Raw genomic sequence first — 19,342 nt, 5'->3', positions numbered from 1 at the left:
GCCCCGAGGACACGACCATGAGCCCCGTCGTCGAACTGCACAACCCCCGCCCCTTCGCCTACCATACCTTGCGGACCCAGGAAGACCCGGGTACCCGCACCAGCTGGATGTACATGCACGCCGAGCGTGCGAATGACGGCCAGCGCCGCCGTCCCTGTTTCACCCTCGACCTGATGAAGGACATGCGCGACTACCTGGCCGGCGTCGGCCAGCGCAGCCAGCAGACCGCCATCGACGGCCGCGAGCCGGGACTGGACCACCTGGTGGTCACCTCCGACGCCAGCGCCTTCAACCTGGGTGGCGACCTCGAGCTGTTCGCCCGTCTCATCCGCGAGCGCGACCGAAGCTCCCTGCTCGCCTACGCCCGCATGTGCGTCGAGGGCGTCTACCACCTGCACACCCAGCTCGGCGGCCGCGTCGACACCATCGCACTCGTCCAGGGCGATGCGCTGGGCGGCGGCCTCGAACTGGCGCTGTCGTGCCAGACCATCGTCGCCGAAGCCGGCGTCGGCATGGGCTTCCCGGAGGTGCTGTTCGACCTGTTCCCGGGCATGGGCGCCTATTCCTTCCTGTGCCGCCGGGTCAGCCCGGTGCAGGCCGAGAAGCTGATGCTCGACGGCACCGTCTACACCAGCGAGCAGATGTACGAGATGGGCATCGTCGACGTGCTGGTGCCCAAGGGCCAGGGCGTGCAGGCGGTGCAGGACCTGCTGCGCAGCCACCGCCGTTCGCCGCATGCGCGACTGGCCATGCAGCGCGTGCGCGATTACGCCACGCCGGTGCCGCTGGAAGAGCTGATGCGCATCACCGAGATCTGGGTGGACACCGCGCTGCAGCTGGGCGAGAAGTCGCTGCGCACGATGGAGCGCCTGGTGAAGGCGCAGGAGCGTCGTTCCAGCGAAGCGGCCGCGGCCACTTCGCTCGCCGCCGCACTCTGACGCGCCCCGGCCTGGGGCTCAGCCCGAGGCGTCGTCCGAGCGCTGCCCCCCCGACCGGGGGGGCAGCCGGGACAGGGCCTCGCGCGCCAGTTCGAACTGCTCGCGCAGCGCGCGTTCGCGCGCGCGCCAGTCCTTGGCAAGCTGCCAGTTCGGCAGCTGCATGATCTCGTAACCCAGCGTCGCCACCCGCGACATGCCCAGGTTGCCGGCCACGCCCTTGAGCGCGTGGCAGTGGTCCCGGAACCCGTCCCAGTCGGCCGACTGGCCGCACTGCTCCAGCGAACCCAGGCAGCGCAGCGCATCGCGCACGCACTGCTGCACGAAGTTCGCCACGAAATCCTTGCCCAGGTTGAGCTCGGCCAGCTCGCCCAGCACCGTGTCGTCCAGCACCACCAGGTCGACGGCCGCGGTGCCCTTTTCCTCGGCGGCGGGGGCGGCCTCGCGCCCGCCGGTGGCCACGTCGGCCAAGGCCTCCAGCAAGCGGCCGGCGACGATGGGCTTGGGCAGGAAGGCGCGCGCGCCGGCCTGTTCGCAGGCCTGGATGGCCTCGGGCGTGACGTCGGCGGTGAGCACCAGGAAGGGCGTGCGGCGGTTGCCGCCGGCCTCCATCACCCGCACCTCGCGCATCACGTCCAGGCCGCTGACGCCGGGCATGTGCAGGTCCACCAGCACGGCGTCGAAATCGCGCTCGGTCAGCAGCGCCAGCACCTCGTCGCCGGACTCGACTTCCTCGACGTGGTGCCCGGCCTTTTCCAGCAGGCGGCGCAGCACCATGCGGTTGGCGGCGTGGTCGTCGGCGATCAGCGTGTGCAGCGGCTTGACGCGGGCGCGGTGGCGCACGAACGGATCGTCGAAGGCGATGACGTTGGCCGGCGCCGGGGCCAGGTCCTGCGCGCCGGCGTCCACCAGCGAATACGGCAGTTCGACCCAGAAGTGCGAACCGGCGCCCTCCTCGCTCTCGAAGCCCAGCCGGCCGCCCATGGTTTCGGCCAGGCCCTTGGCGATGGTGGTGCCCAGGCCCGTGCCGCCATGGCGGCGGGTCTTGGCCGAGTCCACCTGTTCGAAGGCTTCGAACAGCCGCTTCTGCGCTTCCAGCGGGATGCCGATGCCGGTGTCGCGCACCGAGAAGCGCAGCATGATTTCCGGCGCGTCCGTCTTGCCGGCTTCGGCCAGCTCGCGCTTGCGCGGCGCCGCCAGGCCCACGTCCAGCGTCACCTTGCCCACGTCGGTGAACTTGATGGCGTTGTTGAGCAGGTTCACCAGGATCTGGCGCAGGTGGTCCACGTCGCCGCGCAGGCCGTCGGGGACCCGGTCGGACACGTTCACGGTGAAGGCCAGGCCCTTGGCCGCCGCCGCCGGCTGCAGCATCACCTGCACGCCGCGGGTGAGCTCGCGCAGCTGGAAGTCCTCGACGTTCAGGCGCAGCTTGCCGGCCTCGATGGCCGAGATGTCCAACACGTCCTCCACCAGCGCCAGCAGCGCCCGCGCCGAGGTCTGGATGACTTCGGTGCACTCGCGCTGCTCCTTGCTCAGGCGCGTGGTGCTGAGCAGCTGCGACATGCCGACGATGCCGTTGAGCGGCGTGCGGAACTCGTGGCTCATGTTGGCCAGGAAGCGGCTCTTGGCCTCGTTCGCGCGCTTGGCTTCCTCGGTGGCGCGGGTCAGCGCGCGCAGCAGCGAGGTCAGGTAGGCCGGGATGGCGGTCAGGCCCAGCAGCAGGCCCCAGCCCAGCATCTGGTTCTGCTGCCAGTACGGCGTGCTGAGCAGCACGCCCAGGAAACTGGCGCTGGCGATCAGGATGGCCGCCACCAGGTAGCGTTCGCCGAAGCGCAGGCCGTTGCCGATGGTCACCCACATCAGCACCACGTACACCGGCGAGAGCGATTCGCCGAGCACGTGCATGGCCGCGCCCATCATGCCGTAGTCGAGCAGCATGCCCAGCACGCGCCGGCCGTGCGACACGCCGGGGCGGATGGCGATGGAGGCCAGGATGCCCAGGCCCACCACGAACTCGATGGCGAAGAACAGGAAGACCAGGCGCAGCGGTTCGTTGCCCACCTCGGACGTCGAGGTCACGCCCAGCAGGTAGACCAGGATGACCGCGGTGACGACGACGCGCGTGATCGCCTGGCCATGCTCGCTGTCGGGCCGGTTGCGGAACCGGTCGGCGAGGCGCTGGAGGGAGGCGTTCACGGGAGCCGCCGCGGGGCTGGGGCTAGCCGAGCGAACGCGTCGGCGAGAGGAAGGCGAGGATCTCCTGCACCCGCTCGCGGCGGGCCATCAGCGCGTCCACCACGGCCGGATCGAACAGCACGCCCGACTGCGAGCGCAGGAATTCGAAGGCTTCGGCCAGCGGCAGCGCCTTGCGCCAGGGGCGGTCTGAGGTCATGGCGTCGAGCACGTCGGCCACGGCGACGATGCGCGCCGGCAGCGGGATGTCCTCGCCGGCCAGGCCGGCGGGGTACCCACTGCCGTCCCATCGCTCCTGGTGGCCCAGGGCGATGGTGGCGCCCACCTGCACGAAGCGGCTGCTGCTGTCGCTGAGCAGTTCGTAGCCCAGTTGCGGATGGCGCTTGACCTCCTCGAACTCGGCGGCGTCGAGCCGGCCCGGCTTGCGCAGGATGGCGTCGGAGATGCCGAGCTTGCCGATGTCGTGCAGCGGCGCGGCCAGCTCGATCATGCGCACTTCGTCCTCGCCCAGGCCCATGGCCTCGGCGATGAGGCCGGCATAGCGCCCCAGGCGCTCGAAGCTGGCCACCGAGCTGCCGTCGCGGAAGGCGGTGGCCTTGGCCAGGCGGTGCAGGATCTCGCGCTCGCGCTCGTCGAGCTCGTGCATGCGCGCCAGCAACTGGCGCTCGAGTTCGTGGGCGCGGCTCTTGAGGTTCTGCTGCTGCTGGCGAAGCGCCAGCAGGTTGCGGCAGCGCGAACGCAGTTCGCGCGGGCGCACCGGCTTGACCAGGAAATCGATGACGCCGGCCTCGAGGGCGGCGTTGCGGATGGGCTCGTCGCCGACCACGGTGATCAGGATGATGGGCACGTCCCGGTGCGACAGCGGGCGGCGGAAGCGGCGCGCGAACTCCAGGCCGTCGAGCTTGGGCATGCGGTAATCGAGCAGCAGCAGGTCGGGCGAGCTGCGCTGGGACCACAGCAGGGCCTCGACCGGGTCGCCGAAGTCGGTGACCTTCACTTCGGGGCTGATGTCCTCCAGCAGGTGGCGGAACATCGTCCGCTGCGAGGGCTGGTCATCGACGATCAGGACGTTCACATCGGGCTCCGGGCGCGGGGCGCCACGCCGCGGGGGCGGCAACGACCCCAGCTTACTCCCGGAATTCTTTCGGCGGCAAGGCGTTAGCCCCGCTACTTTGCGCAGTGCAACAGGACCCGGGTCAGGCCTCGGGGCGCATGTAGGGGAACAGCAGCACGTCGCGGATCGAGGCCGAATCGGTGATCAGCATCACCAGCCGGTCGATGCCGATGCCCAGGCCGCCGGTGGGGGCCATGCCGTACTCGAGCGCCCGGATGTAGTCGGCGTCGAAGTGCATGGCCTCGTCGTCGCCACCCTCCTTGGCCTCCACCTGGGCCAGGAAGCGCGCCTTCTGGTCTTCCGGGTCGTTGAGCTCGGAGAAGCCGTTGGCGATCTCGCGGCCGCCGATGAACAGTTCGAAGCGGTCGGTCAGCTGCGGGTCGCGGTCGGAGGCGCGGGCCAGCGGGCTGACCTCCACCGGGTGGTCGGTGATGAAGGTCGGCTGCACCAGGGTGTGCTCGACGGTCTTCTCGAACACCTCCAGCAGCAGCTTGCCCCAGCCGTAGCTTTCCTTGACCTTGATGCCCAGGCGCGCGCAATGGGCGCGCATGGCCTGCACATCACGCAGTTCCTCGCGGGCGATCTCCGGGTTCAGTTCGAGCACCGCCTCGGTCATGGACCAGCGGCGGAAGGCCGGGCCCAGGTCGATGGCCATGTCCTCCCACTGCAGGTGGGTGGTGTCGCGCACGCGCAGCGCCGTCTCGCGGATCAGGCCCTCGGTGAGGTCCATCACCTCGTGGTAGGTGGCGTAGGCCTCGTAGAGCTCGAGCATGGTGAACTCGGGGTTGTGCCGGGTGGACACGCCCTCGTTGCGGAAGTTGCGGTTGATCTCGTACACGCGCTCCATGCCGCCCACGACCAGGCGCTTGAGGTAGAGCTCGGGCGCCACGCGCAGGTACAGGTCCAGGCCCAGCGCGTTGTGGTGGGTGGTGAAGGGCTTGGCCGTGGCGCCGCCGGGGATGTAGTGCATCATCGGCGTTTCCACTTCCAGGAAGCGGCGGGCGTCGAGCCAGGCGCGCATGGCCGAAACGATGCGCGAGCGCTGCACGAACACCTCGCGCGCCTCCGGGTTCATCACCAGGTCGACGTAGCGCATGCGGTAGCGCTGCTCGACGTCGGCCAGGCCGTGGAACTTGTCCGGCAGCGGGCGCAGCGACTTGGTGAGCAGGCGCAGCGACGTGGCCTTGACCGACAGCTCGCCCGTGCGGGTGCGGGTCAGGCCGCCCTGCACCGCCACGATGTCGCCCACGTCCCAGCCCTTGAAGGCCTCGTAGGCCTCGCCCAGGTCGCCGCCCTGCAGGTAGAGCTGGATGCGGCCGCTCATGTCCTGGATCTGGGCGAAGCTGGCCTTGCCCATCACGCGCTTGGCCATCAGGCGGCCGGCCAGGGCCACGCGGCGGTCCAGGCCCTCGAGCGTCTCGGCGGTCCAGGCGTCCTTGTCGGCGAACTCGGCCTGCAGGTCGCCGGCGTAGTCGGCGCGCACGAAGTCGTTCGGGAAGGCGATGCCCTGCCCGCGCAGGGCCGAGAGTTTCGCGCGGCGCTCGGCGATCAGGCTGTTCTCGTCGGCGGCGGGCGGGGTCTGGCTCGGCTGGTCGGTCATGGCGGTGTCGTTCGTGGGAAGTGGGGCGCGGGGGCTCAGGCGTCGGTGCGTTTCGCGCCGACTTCCAGGCCGGCCTTGAGGCTGGCTTCGATGAATTCGTCCAGGTCGCCGTCGAGCACCTTCTGGGTGTCGGAGCGTTCGATGCCGGTGCGCAGGTCCTTGATGCGGCTCTGGTCGAGCACGTAGTTGCGGATCTGGCTGCCCCAGCCGATGTCGGACTTGGTGGCTTCCACCGCGTCCTTCTCGGCGTTGCGCTTCTGGATCTCGAGCTCGTAGAGCTTGGCGGCGAGCATCTTCATCGCGGTGTCGCGGTTCGAATGCTGGCTGCGGCCGGTCTGGCAGGCCACCACGATGCCGGTGGGCACGTGCGTGATGCGCACCGCCGACTCGGTCTTGTTCACGTGCTGGCCGCCGGCGCCGGACGAGCGGTAGACGTCGGTCTTGAGGTCGGCCGGGTTGATGGTGATGTCGATGTTGTCGTCGACTTCCGGCGACACGAACACCGAGGTGAAGCTGGTGTGCCGGCGGTTGTCGGAATCGAACGGCGACTTGCGCACCAGGCGGTGCACGCCGGTCTCGGTCTTGAGCCAGCCGTAGGCGAAGTCGCCCTCGACGCGGAAGGTGGCGGACTTGATGCCGGCCACTTCGCCGCCGCTGACTTCCATCAGCTCGGTCTTCCAGCCGCGCGATTCGCACCAGCGCAGGTACATGCGCAGCAGCATCTCGGCCCAGTCCTGGGCCTCGGTGCCGCCGGCGCCGGCCTGGATGTCGACGAAGGCGTTGGCCGAGTCCATCTTGCCGGAGAACATCCGCTGGAACTCGAGCTTGTCGACCTCGCGGCCGTACTTCTCGACGTCGTCGACGACCGCGGACGCGGTGTCCTCGTCGTTTTCCATTTCCGCCAGCTCAAGCAGCTCGCTGGCGCCGGCGAGGCCGTCGGTGAGGCCGCGGATGCCGTTGACCACCTTCTCGAGCGCGGAGCGCTCGCGGCCCAGGCCCTGGGCGCGTTCGGGGTCGTTCCAGACGTCGGGGCTTTCCAGCTCCCGGTTTACTTCCTCGAGACGTTCGACCTTGAGGTCGAAGTCAAAGATACCCCCTGAGCGAATCCAGCCGGCCCCGGAGGTCGGCGATGCGCTGGCGGACGGGATTGAGTTCCATGGTCTTCCGCGGTTGGTCGTGGGAAAGGCCGCGAATGATACCACCCGCGCATTTCAGGCGGGCGCCGGCGCGAGGTGGCGGACCAGCAGCTGCACGCCGCGGCGGCCGTTCCAGTCGTCGGGTTCGAGCTGGTAGGCCACGTGCACGCGGCCCGCAGGCGCCAGCCCGGTCCAGCCGCCGAAGTGGATGGCGGACAGTTCGCCGCCGCCGGCCTCGGGCTGCAGCGCCAGTTTCAGGTGGCGCTCCCCGACCCGGCGCCAGGACGCCACCCGGAACACGCCGTCGAACACCGGCTCCGGGAACCCCTGTCCCCAGGGCCCGGCCAGGCGCAGCTGGTCGGCCAGTTCGCGGCTGTGTTCCGACGGCGCCAGCTCGCCGTCGCTGGCCAGCTCCGAGCGCAGCAGTTCGGGGCTCAGGTGGCGGGCCACTTCGGCTTCGAGCGCGGCGCGGAACTGCGCCAGGCCCGCGGCTTCCAGGCTCAGGCCGGCTGCCATGGCGTGGCCGCCGAAGCGTTCGATCAGGCCGGGATGGCGGGCATCGACCGCGGCCAGCGCGTCGCGCAGGTGCAGGCCCGGGATCGAGCGCGCCGAGCCCTTGAGCAGCGTGCTGCCGGGTTCCGACGGCGCCAGCGCCAGCACCGGGCGGTGCAGGCGGTCCTTCAGGCGCGAGGCCACCAGGCCGACCACGCCGGGATGCCAGCCGTCGTCGTGCAGGCACAGCACCGGCGGCAGCGCGCCCTCGCCCAGCGGCAGCCCGGCGACCAGCGCCTCGGCGGCGTCCACCATCTGCTGCTGCAGGTCCTTGCGCTCGGCGTTGATGCGGTCGAGCACGCTGGCCAGTTCACGGGCGCGCGCCGGGTCGTCGCAGAGCAGGCACTCGATGCCCAGCGCCATGTCCTCGAGCCGGCCGGCGGCGTTGAGGCGCGGGCCGATGGCGAAGCCGATGTCCGAGGCCGTGAGCGTGGACGCGTCGCGGCCGGCGAGTTCGATCAGCGCGCGCAGGCCGGGCTGGCCCAGGCCCTGGCGCAGGCGGCGCAAGCCGGCCGACACCAGCAGGCGGTTGTTGAAATCCAGAGGCACCAGGTCGGCGACGGTGCCCACGGCGACGAGGTCGAGCAAGGCCGAAAGGTCCGGCTCGGGCCCGTCGAACGCGCCGGCCTCGCGCAGGTGCCGGCGCAGCGCCAGCAGCAGGTAGAACACCACGCCCACGCCGGCCAGCGCCTTGCTGGGGAAGGCGTCGTCGCCGAGGTTCGGGTCGACGATGACGTCCGCCGGCGGCAGCGTTTCGCCTGGAAGATGGTGGTCGGTGACCAGCACCTGCCAGCCGCTGGCCTTGGCCGCGGCGATGCCGGCGTGGCAGGCGATGCCGCTGTCCACGGTGAGCACCAGGTCGGGCGACAGTGCGCGCAGGTGTTCGACCAGGCCCGGCGTGAGCCCGTAGCCGTGCGTGACGCGGTGCGGCACCTGGTAACTGACCCGCTTCGCGCCCAGCAGGCGCAGGCCGCGCACGGCCACGGCGGTGCCGGTGGCGCCGTCGCAGTCGAAGTCGCCGACCACGACGATATGCGCATCGCGGGCGATGGCGTCGGCCAGCAGCGCCGCCGCCTGCGCCACCCGGCCCAGCGATTCGGGCGGCAGCAGGCGCGCCAGCTTCAGTTCGCCCTGCGAAGGATCGAGCACGCCGCGCGCGGCGTACACGCGCTGCAGCACCGGCGGCACCGCGTCCGGCCAGGGGCCGTGCGGCGGCACCGCGCGGCGCACGATGCGCAGCGGTGCGGGCGTCATGCCAGGGCCACCAGCGGCCGGCGCCACAGGCGCCAGCGCTGCCCGGCGCGCAGCGTCCAGCCCGCGCCGTCCGCGAAGTCGAGCTGCACCGTGCCGCCGCCGGCGGACGCCAGTGATTCGAGCAGGCATGTCTCCACCGGCAACCACTCGCGCGCCGCGCGCAGGTCCAGCAAGGTGCCCTCGCCCGCCGTTTCCGTGGCCAGCGCCGCCAGCGACGCCAGCGTGGCGTCGTCGCTGGCGACCTTCGCCACCCGGCCGCGCACGCGGTCAGGCAGGCGCCCCGCGCCCCAGAAGCACAGGCTGTTGGCCGGCACGCGGCCCGCCGCGATGCGGGCGGCATTGACGGGATGGTGGTGCAGCAGCACCTGCGCCTCGTTGAGCAGGGCGCGCCAGCGACGGCCTTCGGGGCCCTCCGGCAGGTGCAGGAAGAGGTCGTCGCCCAGCGCCGCTTCCGGCGGTGAAAACGCCGGCAGCGCGGCGCCGGCGGGCAGCGCCAGGTACCAGCGCGCGGGATCCGGCGCACTGAGCGAGAAGCCGGCGTCGCCGAACAGCGGCCGCAGTCCAGCCAGCAGCGCGTCGGCTTCCTCGCGCGAAAGGCCGAGGTCGCCAATGGCCATCACGCGCGCACCGGTCATGTCCGGGCGCACGAAGGCCGGGTCGGCGCGCAGCCAGGCCTGGCCGGCGGCGTCGCCGGCGTCGCGCTGCCGGGTGATGGCCGCCAATGGCCAGCCGCGCGGCAGCAGGTCGAACCAGCGCTGCAGTTGCGCCGTTTCGCCGGCGTCGGCATCGGGCGCCCGGTCGCCGCGGGCGAGCGCGCGCGCCACGGTGGGCGACAGGGGCTGGCCGGCGAAACGCCGGCGTTCGGGCAAGAGCAGGACGACGGCGGGCGCGGCCTCGATGGCGGGCATCGGGCGGGCCTCAGCCCTCGTAGCGCACGCCGACGATGTCGTAGTCGCGGGCGCCGGCCGGCGCCTGGATGGTGACGGTGTCGCCCTCGTGCTTGCCGATCAGCGCGCGCGCCAGCGGCGAGGAAATCGAGATCAGGCCCTGCTTGATGTCGGCTTCCAGGTCACCCACGATCTGGTAGGTCACCTCGTCGCCGGTGTCGCAATCGGCCAGTTCGACGGTGGCGCCGAACACCACGCGGCTGCCGGCGTTGAGGCTGGCCACGTCGATCAGCTGGGCGTGCGAAAGCACGTACTCCAGCTCCTGGATGCGGCCCTCGATGAAGCCCTGCTGCTCGCGGGCGGCGTGGTACTCGGCGTTTTCCTTCAGGTCGCCGTGGGCCCGCGCCTCGGCGATGGCGTTGATCACCGCCGGCCGCTTGACCGACTTGAGGTGCTCGAGCTCTTCCCTGAGGCGCGTGGCGCCCTTGGTGGTCAAGGGGGCTCTCATCCGTGAAGCTCCTTGTGCAGTTCCTGCAGCGACCAGACCCGGGGGTTGTCACGGGTGTCGGTGCCGCGGATCAGGGCGCGCGCGCCCGGGATGGTGGTGGAATACGTGACGCGGTGCTGCAGCGCCTCGCGCCGGATCGAAAACGAGTCGGCGATGGCCTGCTTGCCCTCGGTCGTGTTCACAATGTAGCTGATCTCGCCGTTCTTGATCAGGTCGACGATGTGCGGGCGGCCTTCGATGACCTTGTTGATGCGCTCGCAGGCGATGCCCTGCTCGCCCAGGAACTTCGCGGTGCCCTCGGTGGCCACCAGCGTGTAGCCGCGCTCGACCAGGTCGGTGGCCACCGGCAGCAGGCGCTTCTTGTCCGGGTCGCGCACCGACAGGAAGGCCTTGCCCGGCACTGGTGCCTTGATGTTGGCGGCTTCCTCGGCGCGGCCGAAGGCCTCGGCGAAGGTGCGGCCCACGCCCATCACCTCGCCCGTGGAGCGCATCTCGGGGCCGAGGATCGGGTCGACGTTCTGGAACTTGGCGAAGGGGAAGATCGCTTCCTTGACCGAGTAGTAGTCCGGCACGATCTCCTTCGTGGCGCCCTGCTGGGCCAGGGTCTTGCCGGCCATGCAGCGCGCGGCGATCTTCGCCAGCGGCACGCCGATGGCCTTGGACACGAAGGGCACCGTGCGCGAGGCGCGCGGGTTCACTTCCAGCAGGTAGATGGTGTCGCCGCCGTGTTCGTCCATGTGGATGGCGAACTGGGTGTTCATCAGGCCCACCACCTTCAGCGCGCGGGCGAGCTGGGCCACCTGCACGCGCAGCTTGTCCTGCACGTTGGCCGGCAGCGAATACGGCGGCAGCGAGCAGGAGGAGTCGCCCGAGTGCACGCCGGCTTCCTCGATGTGCTCCATGATGCCGCCCACCAGCACGTTGCCCTCGGCGTCGGCGATGATGTCCACGTCCACCTCGACCGCGTTGTCGAGGAAGCGGTCGAGCAGCACCGGCGAATCGTTCGACACCTGCACCGCCTCGCGGATGTAGCGCGAGAGGTCGGCGTCGGAATAGACGATCTCCATGGCGCGGCCGCCCAGCACGTAGCTCGGGCGCACCACCAGCGGGTAGCCGATCTCGTTGGCCAGGGCGATGGCCTGCTCGGCGTTGCGGGCGGTGCGGTTCGGCGGCTGCAGCAGGCCCAGTTCCTCGACCAGCTTCTGGAAGCGCTCGCGGTCCTCGGCCAGGTCGATGCTGTCCGGGCTGGTGCCGATGATGGGCACGCCGGCGGCCTCGAGCGCGCGCGAGAGCTTGAGCGGGGTCTGGCCGCCGTACTGCACGATCACGCCCTTGGGCTTCTCGACCTCGACGATCTCCAGCACGTCCTCGAGCGTCACCGGTTCGAAGTACAGGCGGTCGGAGGTGTCGTAGTCGGTGGACACGGTCTCCGGGTTGCAGTTGACCATGATGGTTTCGTAGCCGTCCTCGCGCAGGGCGAGCGCGGCGTGCACGCAGCAGTAGTCGAACTCGATGCCCTGGCCGATGCGGTTGGGGCCGCCGCCGAGCACCATGATCTTGTCGCGGCCGCTGGGCTCGGCCTCGCACTCGTCCTCGTAGGTCGAATACAGGTAGGCGGTGGAGGTGGCGAACTCGGCGCCGCAGCTGTCCACGCGCTTGTACACCGGGCGCACGCCGAAGGCGCGGCGCAGGGCGCGCACGGCGCTTTCGTCGGTGCCGGCCAGCTGGGCCAGGCGCGCGTCGGAGAAGCCCATGCGCTTGAGCTCGCGCAGGCGCGACGCGTCCAGGCCGGCCAGGCCGCCGGCGGCCACGGCCTTCTCGGCGGCGATGATTTCCTCGATCTGGTCCAGGAACCAGGGGTCGATGAAGCTCAGGCCGTACACGTCTTCCACGCTCAGGCCGGCGCGGAAGGCCTCGGCCACCTGGAACAGGCGCTCCGGGCCCGGCTCCTTGAGCTCGCGGCGGATCTTGACCAGGCCTTCCTCGCCGCGGCCGGCGTCGCCGGTCGGGTCGAAGCCGCACTTGCCGGTCTCCAGGCCACGCAGGGCCTTCTGCATGGATTCCTGGAAGGTGCGGCCGATGGCCATTACTTCGCCCACCGACTTCATCTGGGTGGTCAGGCGGGCGTCGGCGGCCGGGAACTTCTCGAAGGCGAAGCGCGGGATCTTGGTGACCACGTAGTCGATGGTCGGCTCGAACGAAGCCGGGGTGGCGCCGCCGGTGATGTCGTTGCGCAGCTCGTCGAGCGTGTAGCCGACCGCCAGCTTGGCGGCGATCTTGGCGATCGGGAAGCCGGTGGCCTTCGAGGCCAGCGCCGAGGAACGCGACACGCGCGGGTTCATCTCGATCACGACCACGCGGCCGTTCTGGGCGTTGATGCCGAACTGCACGTTCGAGCCGCCGGTGTCCACGCCGATTTTGCGCAGCACGGCGATGGAGGCGTCGCGCAGGCGCTGGTATTCCTTGTCGGTGAGCGTCTGCGCCGGGGCGACCGTGATGGAATCACCGGTGTGCACGCCCATCGGGTCGAGGTTCTCGATGGAGCAGACGATGATGCAGTTGTCGGCGGTGTCGCGCACCACCTCCATCTCGAATTCCTTCCAGCCCAGCACCGACTCCTCGACCAGCACTTCGCTGGTGGGCGAGAGCTCGAGGCCGCGGGTGACGATTTCCACCAGCTCCTCGCGGTTGTAGGCGATGCCGCCGCCGCTGCCGCCCAGGGTGAAGCTGGGGCGGATGATGGTGGGGTAGCCCACCGTGGCCTGGATGCGGATGGCTTCGTCGAGCGTGCGCGCGACTTCGGCCTTGGGGCATTCGAGGCCGATCTCGCGCATCGCGACGCGGAACAGCTCGCGGTCCTCGGCCATGCGGATGGCTTCGCGCTTGGCGCCAATCAGCTCGACGTTGTACTTGTCGAGCACGCCGGCGTCCGCCAGGTCCAGCGCGCAGTTGAGCGCGGTCTGTCCGCCCATGGTGGGCAGCAGCGCGTCGGGCCTTTCCTTGGCGATGATGCGCTCGACCGTGGCCGGGTTGATCGGCTCGATGTAGACGGCGTCGGCCATCTCCGGGTCGGTCATGATCGTGGCCGGGTTCGAGTTCACCAGCACCACCCGGTAACCCTCGTCGCGCAGGGCCTTGCAGGCCTGGGCGCCGGAGTAGTCGAACTCGCAGGCCTGGCCGATGACGATCGGACCGGCGCCGATGATCAGGATGGTCTTGATGTCTGTGCGCTTGGGCATGGCCTTGGTTCGTCCGGGGTGTTCGTGGGGGTTGGCGCCCGCCGGGGCGGCGGGCGCCGGTGCTTCAGGGCGCGCCGGTGGCGGCGCGCGGGTTGCCGATGTGCTTGCCGAGGAAGGCTTCCAGGGCGGTGTAGAGCTCGACCTGGTTGTCGTAGTCGTAGAAGCCGTGGCCTTCCTTCTCCTCGACGATGGTCACTTCCGGCGGCTTGCCGGCCTTCTGCAAGCGGTCGAGCAGGAAGTCGTACTGCGAGATCGGCACGCGCGGGTCCTTGGCGCCATGCACCAGCATCACCGCGGCCTTGATGCGGTCGACGTTGAAGGCCGGCGACTGCGCGGCGCGGCCGGACTCGGAATCCGGGAACACGTCGCGCTGGTAGTTGCGGCCCCACTCGCTCTCGGCCACGTCGCTGTCCTTCATCCACAGCGACATGTTGTACAGGCCGACGTAACCGACGGCGCAGCGGTACAGGTCCGGCTCGCGAACCACGCTCTGCAGCGCGGCGTAACCGCCGTAGGACGCGCCGTAGGTGCAGATGCGGTTCTTGTCGGCGACGCCCTGCCCGACCACCCAGTTCACGGCGTCGGTCATGTCGTCGATCATCGTGGTGCCCCAGTTGCGGTAACCGGTGCCCTCGAATTCGTCGCCGTAGCCGCCCGAGCCGCGGAAGTTGATCTGCAGCACGGCGTAGCCGCGGCTGGCCAGGAACTGCACGTCGGGGTTGAAGCCCCACTCGTCGCGCGGGCCGTGCGGGCCGCCGTGCGGGTGCAGGATGAGCGGCAGGTCGCGGCCGTCGGTGTGCGCCGGCACGGTGAGGTAGCCATGCAGCTTGCGGCCGTCGCGCGCGGTCACCGTGATCGGCTGCATCGGCGACATCTGCTCGGGCTTGATCCAGTCGCGCGAGGCCAGCAGGAACTGGGCGCGCGAGGTCTTGCGGTCGAACAGGTAGTAGGCGCCCGGGTCCACGTCGCTGTAGGTGCGGAACAGCACCAGGCGGCCGTCGCGGCTGATGCCGTCGAAGCGCACCGCGTGCTGCGGGAAGGCGTTGATCAGGCCGGCGTAGGTCTTCGACTCCGGGTGGTCCGGGTTGATGAAGTCGTAACCCGGGGTGCCGTCCATGTAGGCGATGGCCAGCAGGTGGCGCTCGTCGCTGCTGGCCAGGTAGCCGATCGGGTCCACGTTCGGGTTGCGCGAGAGCAGGGTCTCCTCGCCGCCGGCCGGGTCGGCCAGCACCAGGCGCGCGGGTTCGCCCTTGTCGCTCTTGGAGAAGATCACGCGCTTGTTCTCGGCGTCGAAGCCCAGCGGCGTGCGGATGGCGTCGCCCAGCTTGGCGCGGCCCAGCACGTCCCAGCCCTCGCCCTTGCGGCGCAGGGTGACGCGCACGCCTTCCTCGTCCTGGCCCACGGCATAACGCACCTCGCCCTCGTGGTCGAGGATGAAGGTGCCCATGCGCAGCGGCGCGCTGGCGACGGTCGTCACGCGGCCGGTGTTGACGTTGAGCTTGGACAGGAAGGCCGAGTCGACCGAGCGCACGACCAGGATGTTGGCCGGGTCGTCCCAGGTCTTGTCGACGATGAAGTAGGTGCCGCCGTTGGGCACGTCCATGCGCTTGGAGCCGTCGACGTTGCTGGCGTACACGTCGGGGTTGCCCACGCGCGCGTCGAAGCGGCCGACCTTGCGCGAGACGTACATGAAGAAGCGCTCGTCGTTGACCCATTCGACGCGGTCGATGTGGCGCTTCTCGCCGTAGTCCCACTTGCCGACCAGCTGCATGCCGTCGACGCGGAAGGCGGCCAGCACGGTCCGGTCGCCCTGCGGCACCGAGACGGTGATGTACTCGCCGGTCGGCGACAGCGACACCGAGGTGAACTCCGGGTCCTTGAAGAAATCGCCCAGCGGCACCTGCGTGCCCTCGGCAGCGGCCAGTGCCGGCATCAGCGCCAGCAGCGCGACCAGCTCGAACATCCTGAACTTCATCATCGTTACCCTCTCCCCAGGGTGGTTTACTTACGCGCCGACATCATGTCGACGAACTTGTCGAACAGCCCCGCCACGTCGCGCGGGCCGGGGCTGGCTTCCGGGTGGCCCTGGAAGCTGAAGGCCGGGGCATCGGTGAGTTCGATGCCCTGGTTGGAACCGTCGAACAGCGAGCGGTGGGTGACCCGCACGTTGGCCGGCAGGCTGGCCTCGTCCACGGCGAAACCGTGGTTCTGGCTGGTGATCATGACCCGCTTGCTGTCGAGGTCGATCACCGGGTGGTTGGCGCCGTGGTGGCCGAACTTCATCTTCAGCGTGTTGGCGCCGGCGGCCAGGGCCAGCAGCTGGTGGCCCAGGCAGATGCCGAACACCGGCAGCTTCGCCGCCAGGGCCTCGCGGATGGCGGCGATGGCGTAGTCGCAGGGCGCCGGGTCGCCGGGGCCGTTGGACAGGAACACGCCGTCCGGGTTTTCGGCCAGCACCTGCGCGAACGGCGTCTGCGCCGGCACCACGGTGACGCGGCAGCCACGCTCGGCCAGCATGCGCAGGATGTTGCGCTTCACGCCGAAGTCGTAGGCCACCACGTGGAAACGCGGCTCGGCGCGCACGAAGGCGTCGGCGTCGAGGTCGAGCTGGCCCTCGGTCCAGCTGTAGCGCTCGCGGGTGCAGACTTCCTTGGCCAGGTCCATGCCCTTCAGGCCCGGGAACTTGCGCGCCAGCTCCACCGCCTGGTCGCGGTCGATGGCCTCGCCGGCCATCAGGCAGCCGTTCTGGGCGCCGCGGTCGCGCAGCAGGCGGGTGAGCTTGCGGGTGTCGAGGCCGGCGATGGCGACCACGCCGCGCGCCGCCAGCCATTCCGGCAGCGGCGCCTGGCTGCGCCAGTTGCTGGGGCGGCGCGGCACGTCGCGCACGATCAGGCCGGCGGCCCAGGGGCGCTCGGCCTCGTCGTCCTGCGCGGTGCAGCCGGTGTTGCCGACGTGGGGGTAAGTCAGGGTGACCAGCTGGCGGGCGTAGGAAGGATCGGTGACGATCTCCTGGTAGCCGGTCATGGCGGTGTTGAACACCACTTCGCCGACGCTGGTGCCGGGCGCGCCTACGGAAACGCCCTCGAACACGGTGCCGTCTTCGAGCGCGAGGATTGCGGGATGGGTCACGGGCTATCGCCTTGCATGGGGGAACCCGTTCGCTGGATGTGCGAGCACCCGCGGACTGGGCGAAACCAGGTCCGTGCGGGTGAGGGTTCAGGCGAGCCGGAATTTTAGCGGCACCGGGCCCAAAAGGGAAACGCGGCCTTCGTTCAGGCCCGGGGCTCGGCCAGCAGCAGCGCGCCGAAATCGTGCCTGCCCGGGCCCAGCCGGGCCACGCGCGCCGCCGCTTCCAGCGCGCCGCGGGCGAAGATGTCGCGGCTGGTGGCGCGGTGGGCCAGTTCCAGGCGCTCGCCCGGCCCGGTGAGCTGCACCAGGTGCTCGCCGACGATGTCGCCGGCGCGCAGCGAGGCATAGTGCGGCGCCCTGCCCCGGCCGGCTTCCACCGCCGCGCCCAGCAGCAGCGCCGTGCCCGAGGGCGCGTCCTTCTTGTGCACGTGGTGCGACTCGACCACGTCGGCGTCCCAGCCCGGCACCGCCGCGGCTGCCCGCTGCACCAGCGCCCGCAGCACGGCCACGCCGATGCTGAAATTCGCCGACCACAGCACCGCCTGCCGCTCCGACAGGGCGTTGAAGGCCTCGAACTGGGCCTCCGACAGCCCCGTGGTGCCGCTCACCAGGCCCACGCCGCGGCGCCGGCACAGGCCCAGGATGCCGTCGAAGGCTTCGGGCAGGCTGAAGTCGATGGCCAGGTCGAAGACGGGCGCGGCGTCCAGCGCCGAGGTGGCCAGCACCGGCAGCCCCGGTGCTTCCGGAAGCGGCGCGCCGGCGCGGGTGGCGGCGGCGACCAGCACCAGGTCGCTGCGCTCGGGCGCGAGCCGCAGCAGGGCGCGGCCCATGCGCCCGGAGGCGCCGTGCACGAAGATGCGGAGGGGCGAAAGGTTCATCGGCGCCCACGCTAGCGGAAACCCGCCGGCACTGGCAAACGCTACACTCGGGGCGGTCGCGACGGGGGGAACGCATGGCGGGAAACAAGCAGGTGTCGGTCCGGCTGCCCTTGCTGGTGCTGGCGGCGATCGCGCTGGCGCTGCAGCTTTCCGGCCTGCTCGAGCGCGCCGACCACCGCCTGGGCGACTGGCTGCTGGCCCGCCACGCCGCTTCGCGCCTGCCTCCCGACGACATCGTGGTGATCGGCATCGACCAGCGCAGCCTGGAACTGATGCTGGAGGAAGCCGGCTCCTGGCCCTGGCCGCGCGCCATCCACGGCGAACTGCTCGAGGGCCTGGCGCCCTTCGAACCCAAGGCCATCGCCTTCGACCTGATGTTCAACGAGGCCGACGTGTTCGGCGGCGAGAGCGACGCCTATTTCAAGGATGTCGTGGCAGCGCAGGACAACCTGTTCATGCCCTCGGCCCTGATGGACAGCGGCAACCTCGCGCCGCTGTCGCGGCTGCCGCCCTCCTTCGGCGCCGTGCGCGGCCCGGGTGCCGATCCCGACGCCGCCGCGACCTTGCTGGTGCCGCTGGTGCTGGACGAAACCAGCTGGCGCGGCGGCCTGATCAACTTCGAGGCCGACGACGACGGCACCGGCCGCCACTACCGGCTCTGGAAGGAGATCGGCGGCTGGCGGCTGGGCTGGATGGCGCCCAACGTCGCCGCCTTCACGGGCGCCACCCTGCCCGACCAGGAAACCCTCCGCCTGCACTGGTTCGGCCAGGCGCCGAAGACGATTTCGTTCGTCGACCTCTTCCACGACCTGGGCCAGCGCGAGCCGCGCATCGCCCCGACCCTGCGCGGCAAGATCCTGCTCATCGCCCCGACCGCGCCCAGCCTGTTCGACCTGCGCCCCACGCCTGTCGCCACCGGCACGCCCGGCGTGCACATCCTCACCACCGCCATCGCCAACCTGCGCGCCGGCGACTGGCTGCGCGACCTGCCCAGCCGCTGGCCGCTGGCCCTGCTGCTGTCGGCCGCGGTGGTGGTGGCCTTCCGGCGCCGCGCCAGCCCGGTGCGCACCGGCCTGGGCCTGGGCCTGGCCAGCGCCCTCCTGGTGCTGGCGGCCTGGGCGCTGTTCCGGGCCAACCTGTACGCCCCCGTGGGCGCCGCCCTGCTGCTGGGCTGGGTGGCCTTCGCGGTGTTCACCGTCGAGGGCCAGCGCCGCGAGCGCCGGGAGCGCGAGGCCACCGTGGGCCTGTTCGGCCGCTTCCTCGACCCGCGCGTGGTGAAAGGCCTGGTCGAAAGCGGCGAACTCGACCGCGAGCGCCGCCCCGAAGCCCGCGAGATCACCATCCTGTTCTCGGACATCCGCGGCTTCACCACGCTTTCCGAAACCCGCAGCCCGGAGCAGGTGGTGGACCTGCTCAACCGCTATTTCACCCGCCAGGTCGAGGTGATCTACCGCCACGGCGGCACCCTGGACAAGTTCATCGGCGACGCCGTCATGGCCTTCTGGAACGCCCCTACCGAGAGCCCCGACCACGCCCGCCGGGCCGTGAACGCCGCGCTGGACATGCTCGAGGCCCTGGACGAGTTCAAGCGCGAACTGGCCGGGCGCGACGAGGGCCTGGGCGATTTCGACATAGGCATCGGCCTGCACACCGGCCCGGCCGTGGTGGGTTTCCTGGGCAGCGACAGCCGGATGGAGTACACCGCCATCGGCGACACCGTGAACCTGGGCAGCCGCATCGAGGGCACCACCAAGGGCGTGGCCCGGGTGCTTGTGTCGAACAGCACACGCGACGCGTGCGCCGGCAGCGCAGAATTGCGTTTTACCCATCGGGGGCAGTTCAAGGTCAAGGGCCGGGAACAGCCCGTGGACCTGTACGAACCCGAACGAGCCGACGATGCATCCTGAGGAGGAACCC

13 protein-coding genes are annotated in these 19,342 nt (G+C 70.5%); 2 read left to right on the top strand and 11 right to left on the bottom strand.

Annotation, left to right across the window (positions count from 1 at the left end; translation table 11 throughout):
- Nucleotides 1-17: 17 nt before the first annotated feature.
- A complete protein-coding gene (locus N790_RS05490) occupies nucleotides 18-938 on the top strand; it encodes a crotonase/enoyl-CoA hydratase family protein (protein ID WP_043801832.1) in 921 nt (306 codons plus the stop codon).
- A gap of 18 nt (nucleotides 939-956) precedes the next feature.
- On the opposite strand, the gene N790_RS05485 is transcribed toward N790_RS05490, so the two are convergent.
- The 11 genes from N790_RS05485 to dapB form a co-directional block, all read right to left on the bottom strand.
- Nucleotides 957-3,131: an ATP-binding protein gene (locus N790_RS05485; RefSeq protein ID WP_043801769.1), complete on the bottom strand. Its 2,175-nt coding sequence runs from the start codon at nucleotides 3,129-3,131 to the stop codon at nucleotides 957-959.
- A 22-nt stretch (nucleotides 3,132-3,153) separates the two neighbouring features.
- On the bottom strand, nucleotides 3,154-4,203 hold the full coding sequence (locus N790_RS05480) for an HD domain-containing phosphohydrolase (protein WP_043801830.1): 1,050 nt from the start codon (nucleotides 4,201-4,203) through the stop codon (nucleotides 3,154-3,156).
- A gap of 121 nt (nucleotides 4,204-4,324) precedes the next feature.
- Complete coding sequence (gene lysS, locus N790_RS05475) at nucleotides 4,325-5,842, bottom strand: lysine--tRNA ligase (RefSeq protein WP_043801767.1); 1,518 nt, start codon at nucleotides 5,840-5,842, stop codon at nucleotides 4,325-4,327.
- 35 nt (nucleotides 5,843-5,877) lie between these two features.
- A protein-coding gene (gene prfB / locus N790_RS05470) for a peptide chain release factor 2 (protein ID WP_156969949.1) occupies nucleotides 5,878-7,000 on the bottom strand; the annotation gives its coding sequence in 2 pieces (ribosomal slippage) (nucleotides 5,878-6,927 and nucleotides 6,929-7,000; 1,122 coding nt in all).
- A gap of 53 nt (nucleotides 7,001-7,053) precedes the next feature.
- Nucleotides 7,054-8,784 (bottom strand): single-stranded-DNA-specific exonuclease RecJ, encoded by a 1,731-nt coding sequence (recJ, locus tag N790_RS05465; RefSeq protein ID WP_043801828.1) that lies wholly within the window; start codon nucleotides 8,782-8,784, stop codon nucleotides 7,054-7,056.
- Entirely contained in the window at nucleotides 8,781-9,692 is a 912-nt protein-coding gene (locus N790_RS05460) for a hypothetical protein (RefSeq protein ID WP_043801764.1), read from the bottom strand. Before N790_RS05460 ends, recJ begins: the two co-directional genes overlap by 4 nt.
- Before the next feature lie 10 nt (nucleotides 9,693-9,702).
- Nucleotides 9,703-10,179, bottom strand: a complete 477-nt coding sequence (greA, locus tag N790_RS05455) for a transcription elongation factor GreA (RefSeq protein WP_043801762.1) — start codon at nucleotides 10,177-10,179, stop codon at nucleotides 9,703-9,705.
- The gene (gene carB, locus N790_RS05450; protein WP_043801761.1) at nucleotides 10,176-13,418 is read right to left on the bottom strand and encodes a carbamoyl-phosphate synthase large subunit; all 3,243 of its coding nucleotides are present in this window, start codon (nucleotides 13,416-13,418) and stop codon (nucleotides 10,176-10,178) included. Before carB ends, greA begins: the two co-directional genes overlap by 4 nt.
- Before the next feature lie 64 nt (nucleotides 13,419-13,482).
- The gene (locus tag N790_RS05445) at nucleotides 13,483-15,396 is read right to left on the bottom strand and encodes an alpha/beta hydrolase family protein (protein ID WP_084062678.1); all 1,914 of its coding nucleotides are present in this window, start codon (nucleotides 15,394-15,396) and stop codon (nucleotides 13,483-13,485) included.
- A gap of 23 nt (nucleotides 15,397-15,419) precedes the next feature.
- On the bottom strand, nucleotides 15,420-16,547 hold the full coding sequence (carA, locus tag N790_RS05440; RefSeq protein WP_043801755.1) for a glutamine-hydrolyzing carbamoyl-phosphate synthase small subunit: 1,128 nt from the start codon (nucleotides 16,545-16,547) through the stop codon (nucleotides 15,420-15,422).
- 143 nt (nucleotides 16,548-16,690) lie between these two features.
- Nucleotides 16,691-17,425 (bottom strand): 4-hydroxy-tetrahydrodipicolinate reductase, encoded by a 735-nt coding sequence (gene dapB, locus N790_RS05435; protein WP_052385711.1) that lies wholly within the window; start codon nucleotides 17,423-17,425, stop codon nucleotides 16,691-16,693.
- A gap of 74 nt (nucleotides 17,426-17,499) precedes the next feature.
- Here dapB and N790_RS05430 point away from each other — a divergent pair, with 74 nt between their 5' ends.
- Nucleotides 17,500-19,332: an adenylate/guanylate cyclase domain-containing protein gene (locus N790_RS05430; RefSeq protein WP_052385710.1), complete on the top strand. Its 1,833-nt coding sequence runs from the start codon at nucleotides 17,500-17,502 to the stop codon at nucleotides 19,330-19,332.
- Nucleotides 19,333-19,342: the final 10 nt, after the last annotated feature.

Origin of the sequence: Arenimonas malthae CC-JY-1 (genome assembly GCF_000747075.1) — a bacterium.
Taxonomy (GTDB): Bacteria; Pseudomonadota; Gammaproteobacteria; order Xanthomonadales; family Xanthomonadaceae; genus Arenimonas; species Arenimonas malthae.
Note: the sequence above shows the minus strand (reverse complement) of the source record. Positions and strands in the feature narration are given on the sequence as shown.

Excerpts from the sequence above, each read along its gene's own strand:
- N790_RS05430 (WP_052385710.1), top strand. The coding sequence starts at position 17,500 with ATGGCGGGAAACAAGCAGGTGTCGGTCCGGCTGCCCTTGCTGGTGCTG.
- N790_RS05490 (WP_043801832.1), top strand. The coding sequence starts at position 18 with ATGAGCCCCGTCGTCGAACTGCACAACCCCCGCCCCTTCGCCTACCAT.
- greA (WP_043801762.1), bottom strand. The coding sequence starts at position 10,179 with ATGAGAGCCCCCTTGACCACCAAGGGCGCCACGCGCCTCAGGGAAGAG.
- N790_RS05445 (WP_084062678.1), bottom strand. The coding sequence starts at position 15,396 with ATGATGAAGTTCAGGATGTTCGAGCTGGTCGCGCTGCTGGCGCTGATG.
- carB (WP_043801761.1), bottom strand. The coding sequence starts at position 13,418 with ATGCCCAAGCGCACAGACATCAAGACCATCCTGATCATCGGCGCCGGT.
- lysS (WP_043801767.1), bottom strand. The coding sequence starts at position 5,842 with ATGACCGACCAGCCGAGCCAGACCCCGCCCGCCGCCGACGAGAACAGC.
- dapB (WP_052385711.1), bottom strand. The coding sequence starts at position 17,425 with ATGAACCTTTCGCCCCTCCGCATCTTCGTGCACGGCGCCTCCGGGCGC.
- recJ (WP_043801828.1), bottom strand. The coding sequence starts at position 8,784 with ATGACGCCCGCACCGCTGCGCATCGTGCGCCGCGCGGTGCCGCCGCAC.
- N790_RS05460 (WP_043801764.1), bottom strand. The coding sequence starts at position 9,692 with ATGCCCGCCATCGAGGCCGCGCCCGCCGTCGTCCTGCTCTTGCCCGAA.